The organism is Azospirillum griseum, assembly GCF_003966125.1.
In the GTDB taxonomy this organism is placed as follows: Bacteria; Pseudomonadota; Alphaproteobacteria; order Azospirillales; family Azospirillaceae; genus Azospirillum; species Azospirillum griseum.
Window position 1 is genome coordinate 1 of the sequence record NZ_RXMA01000036.1, and the last position, 12,174, is coordinate 12,174.

At 67.5% G+C, this 12,174-nt stretch carries 12 protein-coding genes; 3 read left to right on the forward strand and 9 right to left on the reverse strand.

Translation table 11 applies throughout. The features are described from left to right. Both EJ903_RS23310 and EJ903_RS23315 read left to right on the forward strand, forming a co-directional pair. The coding region (locus EJ903_RS23310) for a hypothetical protein (RefSeq protein ID WP_210211534.1) at positions 1–215 on the forward strand (215 nt) is incomplete at its 5' end. Positions 216–372: 157 nt separating this feature from the next. Beyond that, positions 373–1,449, forward strand: coding sequence for a PA0069 family radical SAM protein (locus tag EJ903_RS23315; protein WP_126619989.1), 1,077 nt, complete (start codon positions 373–375; stop codon positions 1,447–1,449). A 21-nt stretch (positions 1,450–1,470) separates the two neighbouring features. Here the strand turns inward: EJ903_RS23315 and EJ903_RS23320 are convergent, their stop codons facing one another. The 4 genes from EJ903_RS23320 to EJ903_RS23335 form a co-directional block, all read right to left on the reverse strand. Beyond that, positions 1,471–2,172 carry an ABC transporter ATP-binding protein gene (locus EJ903_RS23320; protein ID WP_210211538.1) on the reverse strand — a complete coding sequence of 234 codons (702 nt, stop codon included), beginning with the start codon at positions 2,170–2,172 and terminating at the stop codon, positions 1,471–1,473. An 8-nt stretch (positions 2,173–2,180) separates the two neighbouring features. Beyond that, positions 2,181–2,957, reverse strand: a complete 777-nt coding sequence (locus EJ903_RS23325) for an ABC transporter ATP-binding protein (RefSeq protein ID WP_210211535.1) — start codon at positions 2,955–2,957, stop codon at positions 2,181–2,183. Further along, positions 2,954–3,940, reverse strand: a complete 987-nt coding sequence (locus EJ903_RS23330) for a branched-chain amino acid ABC transporter permease (protein WP_246015876.1) — start codon at positions 3,938–3,940, stop codon at positions 2,954–2,956. Before EJ903_RS23330 ends, EJ903_RS23325 begins: the two co-directional genes overlap by 4 nt. 124 nt (positions 3,941–4,064) lie before the next feature. Next, on the reverse strand, positions 4,065–4,451 hold the full coding sequence (locus EJ903_RS23335; RefSeq protein ID WP_246015878.1) for a GxxExxY protein: 387 nt from the start codon (positions 4,449–4,451) through the stop codon (positions 4,065–4,067). Between the two features lie 466 nt (positions 4,452–4,917). Between EJ903_RS23335 and queC the strand changes: the two genes are divergently transcribed. After that, positions 4,918–5,616 (forward strand): 7-cyano-7-deazaguanine synthase QueC, encoded by a 699-nt coding sequence (gene queC, locus EJ903_RS23340; RefSeq protein ID WP_126619995.1) that lies wholly within the window; start codon positions 4,918–4,920, stop codon positions 5,614–5,616. A gap of 16 nt (positions 5,617–5,632) precedes the next feature. Here the strand turns inward: queC and EJ903_RS23345 are convergent, their stop codons facing one another. From EJ903_RS23345 to EJ903_RS23365, 5 genes are all read right to left on the reverse strand, one after another. Beyond that, positions 5,633–6,547, reverse strand: a complete 915-nt coding sequence (locus EJ903_RS23345; protein WP_126619997.1) for a branched-chain amino acid ABC transporter permease — start codon at positions 6,545–6,547, stop codon at positions 5,633–5,635. A gap of 49 nt (positions 6,548–6,596) precedes the next feature. Next, positions 6,597–7,775 carry an ABC transporter substrate-binding protein gene (locus tag EJ903_RS23350; protein WP_126619999.1) on the reverse strand — a complete coding sequence of 393 codons (1,179 nt, stop codon included), beginning with the start codon at positions 7,773–7,775 and terminating at the stop codon, positions 6,597–6,599. A gap of 76 nt (positions 7,776–7,851) precedes the next feature. Next, positions 7,852–9,021 (reverse strand): ABC transporter substrate-binding protein, encoded by a 1,170-nt coding sequence (locus EJ903_RS23355; protein WP_210211536.1) that lies wholly within the window; start codon positions 9,019–9,021, stop codon positions 7,852–7,854. A gap of 118 nt (positions 9,022–9,139) precedes the next feature. Continuing rightward, positions 9,140–9,829, reverse strand: a complete 690-nt coding sequence (locus EJ903_RS23360; RefSeq protein WP_126620003.1) for a hypothetical protein — start codon at positions 9,827–9,829, stop codon at positions 9,140–9,142. Positions 9,830–9,937: 108 nt separating this feature from the next. Beyond that, a complete protein-coding gene (locus EJ903_RS23365; RefSeq protein ID WP_126620005.1) occupies positions 9,938–11,947 on the reverse strand; it encodes a methyl-accepting chemotaxis protein in 2,010 nt (669 codons plus the stop codon). Between the last annotated feature and the right edge of the window lie 227 nt (positions 11,948–12,174).

The window sequence follows — 12,174 nt, forward strand, 5'->3', positions numbered from 1 at the left end:
CCGGCTCCCGCCCCAGCGCCGACGCCCGCGCCCGTTCCGGCTCCGGAACCTGCCCCGGCTCCCGCTCCCGCGCCGACGCCTGCACCCGCTCCGGCTCCCGCCCCTGCGCCGACGCCCGCGCCCGCTCCGGCTCCGGAACCTGCCCCGGCTCCCGCCCCAGCGCCGACGCCTGCGCCGGCTCCGACTCCGGAACCCGTTCCGGCCCCGGCGGCTGAACCGGCGAAGACGGCCTCGTAAGGATTGGCGGGACGGCGGCGCGGCCATCGCCCGCCGCTGTCCCCCTTTCCACCCCGGCCCCGCCCAGTCGCGGGGCTTTCTTCGCGCTCGATTGTTCACTTTACGTTCTTATCCATCCGCGTTACCCTCAGCGGCATGGACGAGCTTCAGCGACAGAAGACCAAGGGGCGCGGGGCGATCAGCAACGCGACCGCGCGGTACGAACGCGAAACCCGCGTGCTGACCGACGACGGTTGGGGCGAGAACGAGGCGCTGACCGACCGGGTGACGACGCGGGTGGCCCCGGCCTCCGCCCGGACGATCATCAGCCGCAACCAGTCGCCCGACGTGCCGTTCGACCAGTCGATCAACCCCTATCAAGGCTGCGAACACGCCTGCATCTATTGCTTCGCCCGCCCGACCCACGCCTATCTCGGCCTGTCGCCGGGGCTGGATTTCGAAACGCGGCTGTTCGCCAAGCGCAACGCGGCGGATTTGCTGGCCGCCGAACTGCGGGCCAAATCCTATGTCTGCCAGCCCCTGGCGCTGGGGGCGAACACCGATCCTTACCAGCCGATCGAACGGACGGAGCGGATCACCCGCCGGATCCTGGAGGTGTGCCGCGATTTCCGCCAACCGGTCAGCCTCATCACCAAATCGGCGCTGGTGGTGCGCGACCTCGACATTCTGGGGCCGATGGCGGAGGACGGCTTGGCCTCCGTCGGGATGTCGGTGACGACGCTCGATCCCGCGCTGGCCCGCATCATGGAGCCGCGCGCCAGCAGCCCGCCGCGTCGGATCGCCGCCATCCGCGCCTTGAGCGACGCGGGCGTGCCGGTGGCCGTGCTCGCCAGCCCGATGATCCCGACGCTGAACGACCACGAACTCGAAGCCATCCTGACGGCGGCACGGGAGGCGGGGGCGGGGGCCGCCAACTACATCCTGTTGCGCCTGCCGTTGGAGATCAAAGACCTGTTCGAAGAGTGGCTGCGCGCCCATGTCCCCAACCGCGCCGACCGGGTGATGGCGCTGGTCCGCGACACCCGCGCGGGCGCGCTCTATCAGGCGGAGTTCGGGACCCGGATGAAGGGGAGCGGCGTCTACGCCGACCTTCTGCGCAACCGCTTCCTGCTGGCGCGCAAAAAGCTGGGGCTGGAGGCCCGCCATTTCCGCCTGGACTGCACCCAGTTCAAACCGCCGCCCGCCCCGGGGGACCAACTGTCGCTGTTGTGACGGCCCCCAACACCAACACCGTCACACCCCGAGATAGCGTTCCTTCAGGGTCGGGTCGGCCAGCAGCGCGGCGGAATCCCCGCTCCAGGCCAGACGGCCCTTTTCGATGACGTGGTGGCGGTCGGCCAGCCGGGCCAACGCCGCCACGGTCTTGTCCACCACCAGGATCGCCTGGCCTTCCGCCTTCAGCCGGGCCAGACAGTCCCAAATCTCGGCGCGGACCAGCGGGGCCAGCCCCTCCGTCGCCTCGTCCAGGATCAGCAGGGTCGGGTTGGTCATCAGGGCGCGCCCGATCGCCAACATCTGCTGTTCGCCGCCCGACAGGTTGCGGGCCAGATTGCCACCGCGTTCGGCCAGACGCGGGAACAGGGCGTGCACCCGCCCGATGGTCCAGGGATTGGCGCGGTTCTGGCGGTTGGCGGCGGTGGCGATCAGGTTTTCCCGCACGGTCAGGGTGGGGAAGACCTGACGGCCTTCCGGGACCAGGGCGATGCCCGCCCGCGCGATGCGGTGGGGCGGCAGGCCCGCCAGCTCCACCCCCTGAAAGCGCAGGCTGCCGCCGGTCGGGCGCATCAGGCCAAGGATGGAGCGGATCGTCGTCGTCTTGCCCATGCCGTTGCGGCCCATCAGGGTCACGACCTCCCCGGCGGCGACCGACAGGCTCATCCCGAACAGAACCTGACTCTGGCCATAGGCGGCGGTCAGGCCATCGATGCGCAGCAGGGGTTCCATCACACCGCCTCCCCCTCTTCGCCCAGATAGGCCTCGCGCACGGCGGCGTCGGCGCGGATCGCCGCCGGGCTGCCGCTGGCCAACGCCGCCCCCCGCACCAGCACGGTGATGCGGTCGGCCAGCGCGAACACCGCGTCCATGTCATGCTCCACCAGCAGGATGGTGACGCTGCCCTTCAGCGCGGCCAGCAGATCGACCATGCGGGCCGACTCCTCCGGCCCCATGCCCGCCATCGGCTCGTCCAGCAACAGCAGCTTCGGCCCGGTCGCCAGCGCCATCGCCAATTCCAACTGGCGCTTTTCGCCATGCGCCAGGGCGGAGGCCGGAACATCGGCCCGCGCCGCCAGCCCCACCCGCGCCAGCACCGCGCGGGCCGGGTCGCTCAAACGCCGGTCGCGCGCCGCGTCGCCCCAAAAGCGGAAGCTGTGCCCGGCGTGGGCCTGCACCGCCAACGCCACATTGTCGAGCGCGGAAAAGCTGGGAAAGACCGAGGTGATCTGAAAGCTGCGCGCCAGCCCGCGCCGCGCCCGCTGGTCCACCCCCAGCGCGGTGACGTCGCGCCCGTCGAACAGGATGCGGCCCGAATCCGGTGCCAATTCGCCGGACAATTGGCCGATCAGCGTCGTTTTCCCCGCCCCGTTCGGGCCGATCAGCGCGTGCAGCTCCCCCGCCGCCACGCTCAGCGACACATGGTCGGTCGCGGCCAGCCCGCCAAAGCGTTTGACCAGGGATTGCGTCTCCAGCATCGGCGCGGCGGACGGTGATGCCCCGGTCATGCCCGGTTCCCCCCGGTGACAAGGCCCCACAGCCCCTTGCGGGCGAACAGCACCAGCGCCAGCAGGATCGGCCCCAGCACGATCTTCCAATGCTCGCCCAAGCCCGCCTGGACCAGATTCATCGCCTCCGGCACGAACTCCTCCAGCAGCAGCAGGGCGGCGGCCCCCAGCACCGGGCCGATCAGCGTGCCGATGCCACCCAGCACCACCATGACGATGAGATCGCCCGACCGGCTCCAATGCAGATATTGCGGCCCGACGAACAGGGTGGCGTTGGCCAGCAGCGCCCCGGCCAGCCCGGCCAGCGCGCCCGCGATGACAAAGGCCGTCAGCTTGTAGCGCGTGACGGGATAGCCCAACGCCCGCATCCGCCGTTCGTTGTCCTTGGCCCCGCGCAGGACCCGCCCGAACCGCGAATTCACCAACCGCCAGCCCAGCCCCAGCGCGACCACCAGCAGCCCAAGCGTGACGTAGTAGAAGGTCGCGTGATCGGCGATGTTGGGGCCGCCGGGAAAGCTGGTGCGGCTCCACAGCGCGATGCCGTCGTCGCCGCCATAGGCCTTCAAGCCGGTCATCAGGTAGAACAGCATCTGAGCAAAGGCGAGCGTGATCATGATGAAGGGCACGCCGCTGGTGCGCAGCGAAATCGCCCCGATGGGCAACGCCGCCAGCCCCCCGGCCAGCATGGCCAGCGGCCAGACGATGTACCCGTTCGTCGTCCCCGGCCAGCCGAACAGCGTCGATCCATCGGCCTGATGGGCGAACAGGATGCCGACCACATAGCCGCCGATCCCGACAAAGGCCGCGTGCCCGAAGCTGACCATGCCGCCAAAGCCCAGGATCAGATCCAGGCTGACCGCCGCCAGCGCGAACACAAGAATCCGCGCCCCCAACCGCAGATAAAACGGCTCCCCCGCCCACGCGGCGACACTGGGCAACGCCAGCGCGGCGATCAGCAGACCGGCAAGAACGACACGGGGCAACAGGACGGATCGGGTCAGGGGGGGCATGGAGGCTTGCGGCGGGAGATGCATCGGGGAGGGTGATTTTTGACACAGATGAACACAGATAAACACCGATGAACGCGGATCCGCGCTGGCTTTTCGCTTACAGCGTCACTCGCTTGAAACCCAGCCGGGAGGATCCGAAATTCAAGATCAACCCAGTGTTCAGGCCACTTGCCCGCAGATAGTTCAACGTTTGCCCAACATGTGCCGAGGCGATGGCATCCACCGCCTTGATTTCGACAATCAGTCCATCCGCGACAATCATGTCGGCCACATAACGCCCGACCACGGCCCCTTTGTAGTCAACCTTGAACTCAACCTCCTCACGCACCGGAACGCCACGGCTGCGCAGCTCGTGCGTCAGCGCTTTGCGATACACCGCCTCCAAGAAGCCCCGCCCCAGCACATTGGCAACCTCAAACGCGGCACCAATGACCGCCTGAGTCAGTGGGTCTTTTCCAACAGCGCCTTCCACATCCATGGTCATCCGCGTTCACCTGTGTTCACGATCAAAACAGTTGCATCAACTACCATAACGAGCGAAACAGAGCGTGAGAAATATTTTTTGACACAGATGAACACAGATAGACACAGATGAAAATGAATCAGACAAAGATGTCGAAAACAGTCGCTCATTCAAAACAGAAATACTGAAACAAGCCCTTTCATATCAAATAAATCAACAATTCTCTTATAAAATAATATTGCTTTATCCATTTTCATCGGTGTTTATCTGTGTTCATCTGTGTCAAAAAAATCCCCACCGCCCCACACAGCGGCGCGGACAAGCCACACCACCCCGCCAAACAGCATCACAGTCAGCACCCTTCAACAGAGCTTCCCGCATCCACGTTCATCGGTGTCCATCTGTGTTCATCTGTGTCAAAAATCCCCACCGCCCACACGGCGGCGCGGACAAGGGGCATGCCCACCAGACGAGAAGGACAGGCGCGATGACGGGTAAGGATGCGGTGGTGTTGGTCAGTGGCGGGTTGGATTCCACGACGGTGCTCGCCATCGCCAAGCATCAGGGCTACCGGGTTCACGCCTTGAGTTTCCAGTATGGCCAGCGCCACGCGGTGGAGCTGGAGGCCGCCAAGCGGGTGGTCGCCGCGATGGGGGTGGAGCGGCACGTCATCGCCAGAATTGATTTGCGCGCCTTTGGCGGGTCGGCGCTGACCGACGCCATCGACGTGCCCAAGCACGACAGCGCCGCCAGCCTCGACAGCGGCATCCCCGTCACCTATGTGCCTGCGCGCAACACGGTGTTCTTGTCCTTCGCGCTGGCCTGGGCGGAAACGCTGGGGGCGTCGGACCTGTTCATCGGCGTCAACGCGCTGGATTATTCGGGCTACCCCGATTGCCGCCCGGAATACATCGCGGCCTTTGAAACGCTGGCCAACCTCGCGACCAAGGCGGGGGTGGAGGGGCAAAGCCGCTTCAAAATCCACGCGCCGCTGATGACGCTCGACAAGGCCGGGATTGTCCGGCGCGGGCTGGAACTGGGCGTCGATTACAGCCTGACCCACTCCTGCTACGACCCCACCCCGGCGGGCGAATCCTGCGGGGCCTGCGACAGTTGCCTGTTGCGGCTGAAGGGCTTCGCCGAAGCCGGTCTGGCCGACCCCATCGCCTACGCGGATCGGGCATAATCAGCCGACTGAAGACTCACCCAACCGGAAACAGCCCCTTGGGCCGCACCGCCAGCACCAACGCCATCAGCACATAGATCGCCATCGACGCGGCGGCGGCCCCCGCCGCGTTGGCGCTGGCGCTGTCCATCACCAAACGGAAGCTGGCGGGCAGCAGCGCCCGGCCCAGCGTGTCCACCACGCCGACCAGCAACGCCCCGGCGAAGGCCCCGCGAATGGAGCCGATGCCACCGATGACGATGACGACGAAGGTCAGGATCAAAATCTGCTCGCCCATGCCGACCTGAACCGCCAGCACCGGCCCGGCCATCGCCCCGGCCAACCCGGCCAGCCCGCAGCCCAGCGCAAAGACCAGCCCGAACAGCAGCCGGACATCGACGCCCAGCGCCATCACCATCTCGCGGTTGGTCGCCCCGGCGCGGATCAGCATCCCCACCCGCGTCCGTGCGATCAGCAGCCACAGCCCCAGCGCCACCGCCAACCCGACCGCCAGAATCGCCAAGCGGAAGGCCGGGTAGGTCAGCCCCCACAGATCGACGGTTCCGGCCAGCGCGGCGGGCGGGTTGAGAAAGATCGGCACCGGGCCGAACAGGATGCGGATCAGCTCGTTGAAGAACAGGATCAGGCCGAAGGTGGCCAGCACCTGATCGAGATGGTCGCGGCGGTAGAGCGTGCGCAGCGCCACCGCCTCCACCGCCAGCCCAAGCAGCGCGGTCAGCAGCACCGCCAGCGCCAGCGCGGGCAGAAAGCCGCCCAGCACCGGGACCAGCGCCGCCGTCAGATAGGCCCCGACCATGTAGAAGGAGCCATGGGCCAGATTGATGAGGTCCATGATGCCGAAGACGAGCGTCAACCCGGCGGCCATCAGGAACAGCATCACCCCCAATTGCAGCCCGTTCAGCCCCTGTTCGGCCAGCAACAGCGCATCCATCGGCGCACGCCCCTTCTCACACGATCCCGAACGCTCACGTCCCGAACGCTCACTTCATCGGGCAGTCTTTGGCGTAGACGTCGCCATGGTCGGTGAAGACGGTGCCGATGATGCGGTTGGTCAGCATGCCCGACGCCTCGCGCACGACCTCACGCTGGTAATAAGTCTGGATCGGGTAATGGTTGGTGTTGAAACGGAAGGCCCCGCGCACCGATTCGAACGGAGCCTTGCGCAGCGCGGCGCGCAGCGCGTCCTTGTCGGCCAGCTCGCCCCCCACCGCCGCCACCGCACCGCCGATCAGGCGCGCGGAATCATAGCTCTGCGCGGCGTAATAGGACGGGATGCGCCCGTATTTGGCGCGGAAGGCGCTGACGAAGGCGCGGTTGGCCGGGTTGTCGAGATCCGGCGACCATTGCAGCGGGGCCTTGATGCCCAGCGCGGCGTCGCCGATGGCGGGCAAAATGTCCTGGTCGAAGCTGAAACCGGGGCCGGTCAACGGGATCTGGCCCAGCAACCCGGCCTGGTCGTACTGCTTCAGGAAATTGATGCCCATGCCGCCGGGGTAGAAGATGAACACGCCGTCGGGCTTGGCCGCCTTCACCTGGGCGATCTCGGCGGCGTAGTCGAGCTGGCCGAAGGGGGTGTAGACCTCTCCCACCATCTCGCCCTTGAAGGCGCGCTTGAAGCCGGTGACGACGTCCTTGCCCGATGGGTAGTTCGGGGCCAGCGCGTAGACACGCTTGACGCCCTGCGCCTGGGCCGCCGCGCCCGCCGCCTCGCCGATGCTGTCCACCGGCCAGGACACGTTGAAGAAATACGGGCTGCACTGCGCCCCCGCCAGCGCCGAGGTTCCGGCGTTGGGGCTGATGAGGAAGACGTTGCCCCCCGCCAGCGTCGGCATCATCGCCAGCGCCAGATTCGACCAGATGATGCCGGTCACAAACGGAACCCGCTCCTTCTCGGTCATGCGGGCGGCGAGCGAAACCGCCACGTCGGGCTTTTGCTGGTCGTCGGCCTCGATCACCTGGGTGTCGAGACCGCCCAGCTTGCCCCCCGCCTGCTCGACCGCCAGGGCGAAGCCGTCGCGGATGTCGGTCCCGATCACCGCCCCCGGACCCGACAGGGTGGTGATGAGACCGATGCGCAGCGGCTCGGCGGACAGGGCCGGAACGGCGGACAGCGCCAGCGCGGCGGACAGCAACGGGGCGATGAGGCGGGCACGGATCATGGTGGCGTCACTCAAAGCAGGATGAAATCGTCGCAACGGTCCCTCTCCCGACAGGCGGGAGAGGGATGCAGCATCCTCACTTCATCGCGCAATCCTTGGCGTAGGCGTCGGCGTGGTCGGAGAAGACCGTGCCCGCCAACTTGTTGGTGACGGCCCCGTCGGCCCCCTTCACCACTTCGCGCAGATAGATGTTCTGGATCGGGAACTGGTTGCTGTTCAGGCGGAAGGCCCCGCGCAGGCCGTCGAACTTGGCCGCCTTCATCGCGGCGCGCAGCTTGTCCTTGTCCTTCAGGTCGCCGTTCACGCCCTTCACCGCCGCGTCGATCAGCAGCGCGGCGTCATAGCCCTGGGCGGCGTACATCGACGGCAGCCGGTTGAACTTCGCCTTGAAGTCGGCGACGAATTTGGCGTTGGCCGGGGTGGGCAGATCGGGCGACCATTGCGCCGAATTCTTCGCCCCCAGTGCCGCCTCGCCCACCGCCGCCAGAATGTCCTGGTCGAAGGAGAAGCCGGGGCCGAACAGCGGGGCCGCCGCCTTCAAGCCCGCCTGCTCATACTGCTTGATGAAGTTGATGCCCATGCCGCCGGGGTAGAAGGCGAACACCGCGTCCGGCGCGGCGGCCTTCACCTGCGCCAGTTCGGCGGCGTAATCGAGCTGGCCGACCTGAGTGTAGACCTCGCCCGCGACCGTGCCCTTGTAATAGCGCTTGAACCCCGCCAGCGAATCCTTGCCCGCCGGGTAGTTCGGGGCCAGCAGATAGACCTTCTTGAAGCCGGAATCCTGAACGTGCTTGCCCATCGCCTCGTGGATGGTGTCGTTCTGGTAGGCGACGTTGAAGAAGTAAGGATTGCACTGGGCACCCGCCAGTTGCGACGGCCCGGCGTTGGGGCTGACGAACAGGGTCTGCCCGGCGGCCAGCGTCGGCATCATCGCCAAGGCCAGATTGGACCAGACGATGCCGGTGACGACGTTGACGCGGTCACGCTCGACCATGCGGTTGGCCAGACCGACGGCGACGTCGGGCTTTTGCTGGTCGTCGGCCTCGATGATCTGGGTGTCCTGCCCGCCCAGCTTGCCGCCGAGATGGCCGACCGCCAGCGCAAAGCCGTCGCGGATGTCGATGCCCAGCCCGGCCCCCGGACCCGACAGGGTGGTGATCATCCCGACCTTCAGCGGGTCGGCGAGAACCGGGGCGGAGGCCAACAGCGCGACGGCGGAGGTCACGGCGAGAAGCGAACGGGTCACGGCCAAGCACGTCATGGGTGGTCCTGCCTCCTGGTTCAATGATGCGGGTCGATGATCGGGTGAGCGATGATCGGGTGGGCGATGATCGGGTGGGCGATGACGGATCAGCGCCGAACACTCATGCGGCGCGGCTCTGCGACGGGAAAACGGACGCCCCCGCCACGCGGCGGGCGTCGGCCCAGGCGCGCGCGGTGGTCGGACGCCCATCGGCGTCGATCAGGCCACGGGTGAACAACTCCTCGGCGTGGCGAATGAAGAAGGCGGCGGTGCTGGGCCGCTCCCAATGCTCCATCCAATTCTGTTCAAGAAAGGCGAGGACGCCGGGCTGGCCCAACTCCACCTCCCACAGCACGCCCAGCAGCGAGGTCTGCTGCTCCTCGTGCATGCAGTCTTCGAAGCACAGGCGCTTGTCGGCGCGGGCTTCCTTGCGGGCGGTGGTTTCGGGGCCGGGGCCAAGGCCGTAATCGATCAGGCTGCGGCGTTCGGGGGCGGCGCACAGCCAGTGCGTCACCTCATGCACGATCACCGTCGCCTCCACATCGGTGCGGATGACCTTGCCGTCCCACATGAAGGACCGGCTGGGCGGCTCGTCCAGCGTGTCGATGCCGTGGGCGTGCGCCAGCGCGACCGCTGCGGCCCGATGCTCGGGGGTGTCCACCCCGCCGCCCGGCTCGTCCGCCGGTCGGACCGGCCAGGTGGCGGCGATGCGGCGGAACACGGCCAACGGCACGGGATGGTCGGCCAGATGCGCGGCGAACGCCGCGATGGCCACCGGCATGTCATCAGGAGCGATGGGGGAGAGGATCATGCCGTGTATGTGCCGAACCGCACCGCGCGGTGCAAGGGGAAACCGCGCCCCACGTCCCCCCTCGCACAGCCCTGCGCCACCGTCCGCGCCGCCTGTGATCCGCGCCGCTTACGCCGCCCGCATGTCGCTGAGGAAGCGCGACACGAAGCCGCGCAGGTCCTCCGCCTCGTGGTTCAGCCCGTCGGCGGCGGTCAGCACCTCGCGCGAGGCTTCGCCGGTGGAGCTGGCCGCTTCCGACACGCCCGCGATGTTGCCCGACACCTCCTGCGTGCCGCGCGCGGCCTGCTGGACGTTGCGGCTGATCTCCTTGGTCGCGGTCCCCTGCTCCTCCACCGACGCGGCGATGGCGGCGGAGATGTGGTTGATCTCGTCGATCACCCGCGCGATGTCGGCGATGGCGGCGGCGGCCTCGCGGCTGACCTGCTGGATGCTGGTGATCTGGTTGCCGATGTCCTCGGTCGCCTTGGCGGTCTGGTTGGCGAGGTTCTTGACCTCGCTGGCCACCACGGCAAAGCCCTTGCCCGCCTCCCCGGCGCGCGCCGCTTCAATGGTGGCGTTCAGCGCCAGAAGATTGGTTTGGCTGGCGATGTCGTTGATGAGCTGCACCACCTCGCCGATGCGCTGGGCGGCGTCGACCAGACCGCGCACCGTGCTGTCGGTCTTCTGGGCGGTGGCGACCGCCTGCCCGGCGATGCGCGCGCTGTCGGCGACCTGACGGCCGATCTCGGCGATGGAAGAGGCCAGCTCCTCGGTCGCGGCGGCCACGGTTTCCACATTGCCGGTCGCCTCGTTGGAAGCGGTGGCGACGGCGTCGGCCTGCCGGGTGGTCTGTTCGGCGGTGGCCGACATGGTTTGCGCGGTGGCCTGCAACTGGGTCGCCGCCGCCGACACCCGGCCCAGCGCGGTCAGCACCAGCCGGTCGAACTCCTGCGTCAGCCGGTCGATGCGCTCGCCCCGCGCGCGGCGCGCCTCGTGCTCGGCGTTCTGGGCGGCGGCCATGCGGTCGCTCTCGATCAGGCTGTCCTTGAAGATGGCCAGCGCCTTGGCCATGCCGCCGATCTCGTCGGCGCGATCCAGGCCGGGAATCTCGACCGTGCGATCGCCGCCCGCCAGCCGGGTCATCCGGTCGGTCATCGCCACCACCGGGCGGGACAGGCCGCGCCCGATCAGAACCGCCGTCAGCAGCCCCAGCGCCGCCGCCGCCAGCGAGGCCACGATCATGATCTGGCGGTATTGGCTGATGGACTCGTCGGCCTGTTCACCCAAGGCGCGCTGTTCGGTGACGCTGGCGATGGTGAGTTGCTGGGCCTCCTGCGCGATGGCGGTGCCGACCGGCAGCAGAACCTCGCGCACCAGCCGGTCGCGCCCGGTCGTTGCCTCCACCATGCGGTTGAAGGTGGTGATGTAGACGCGCAGCATGGCGGTGTAGGACATCGCCAGCTTGCGGCGGTCGAAATCGGTCAGTTTGGCCATCATCGCGGCCCCCCGGCTCGACGCGTCGGTGAATTGCGAGCGGGTCTGGCTGGCCAGCTGCGGCGTGCCGTCCACGCTGAAACGGGCGGCGGTGATTCGGGCGGCCAGCATGTGGCGCAGCGCCATGCCCGCCAAATAGGCGGCGTCGGCGTCCCCGGCGGAACTGGCGCTGTCCATGATGGTGTCCAGCGCGGTTTCCAGGCGCGGCCCGATTTCCGCCAGATCGGCGGCTTCCTTGGCGCGCTGCTCCTGGAACTCCATCACCTTGGCGAAGGCGTCCTGATACTGGGCGATTTCCTCGGCCATGTGATCGACGGTGGCGAGCAGTGCCGGATCGGTGAACAGCCCGCGCGCCTGCGTGATGGCGGCAGCGGCCTCCCCCGCCTGCTGGCGCACGGCCTGACCGACCGCCTCCTCCCCGTTCAACAGAAAGGCGGTGGCCTTCAGCCGCATGTTCAGCATCAGCGCCTCGATCCGGCCCAGCGCGTTGGTCTGCTGGCCCAACCGGCCATAGGTCTGCACGGTTCCCGCCGATTCCGACAGGGCAACGACGCCGATGCCCCCGACCAGCATGAGAAACACCAGAATCCCGGCGCTCGACGCGGTGATCTTGGCACCGACACTCAGACGATTGAACAGGTTCATGGCGACAGACCTCCATCGGCAAGGGCGTCGGCAGAAACGCTCGGCTGTGAACGAACGAAAAATTGCCGCGTGAAACAGGACAGCCCGCGTTCACAATTACACAAAGCGTGCCACACACCAGCGTATGGTCCTTCCAACCTGCACAAGCCTCGGCAGGCTACGGGAAACCGCCATGTTCCCCGCGATGGAATAAAGCGCTAACAAGGGTGTTGACCCATGCGGCAGCA

Excerpts from the sequence above, each read along its gene's own strand:
- EJ903_RS23315 (WP_126619989.1), top strand. The coding sequence starts at position 373 with ATGGACGAGCTTCAGCGACAGAAGACCAAGGGGCGCGGGGCGATCAGC.
- EJ903_RS23325 (WP_210211535.1), bottom strand. The coding sequence starts at position 2,957 with ATGACCGGGGCATCACCGTCCGCCGCGCCGATGCTGGAGACGCAATCC.
- EJ903_RS23335 (WP_246015878.1), bottom strand. The coding sequence starts at position 4,451 with ATGACCATGGATGTGGAAGGCGCTGTTGGAAAAGACCCACTGACTCAG.
- queC (WP_126619995.1), top strand. The coding sequence starts at position 4,918 with ATGACGGGTAAGGATGCGGTGGTGTTGGTCAGTGGCGGGTTGGATTCC.
- EJ903_RS23345 (WP_126619997.1), bottom strand. The coding sequence starts at position 6,547 with ATGGATGCGCTGTTGCTGGCCGAACAGGGGCTGAACGGGCTGCAATTG.
- EJ903_RS23350 (WP_126619999.1), bottom strand. The coding sequence starts at position 7,775 with ATGATCCGTGCCCGCCTCATCGCCCCGTTGCTGTCCGCCGCGCTGGCG.
- EJ903_RS23360 (WP_126620003.1), bottom strand. The coding sequence starts at position 9,829 with ATGATCCTCTCCCCCATCGCTCCTGATGACATGCCGGTGGCCATCGCG.
- EJ903_RS23365 (WP_126620005.1), bottom strand. The coding sequence starts at position 11,947 with ATGAACCTGTTCAATCGTCTGAGTGTCGGTGCCAAGATCACCGCGTCG.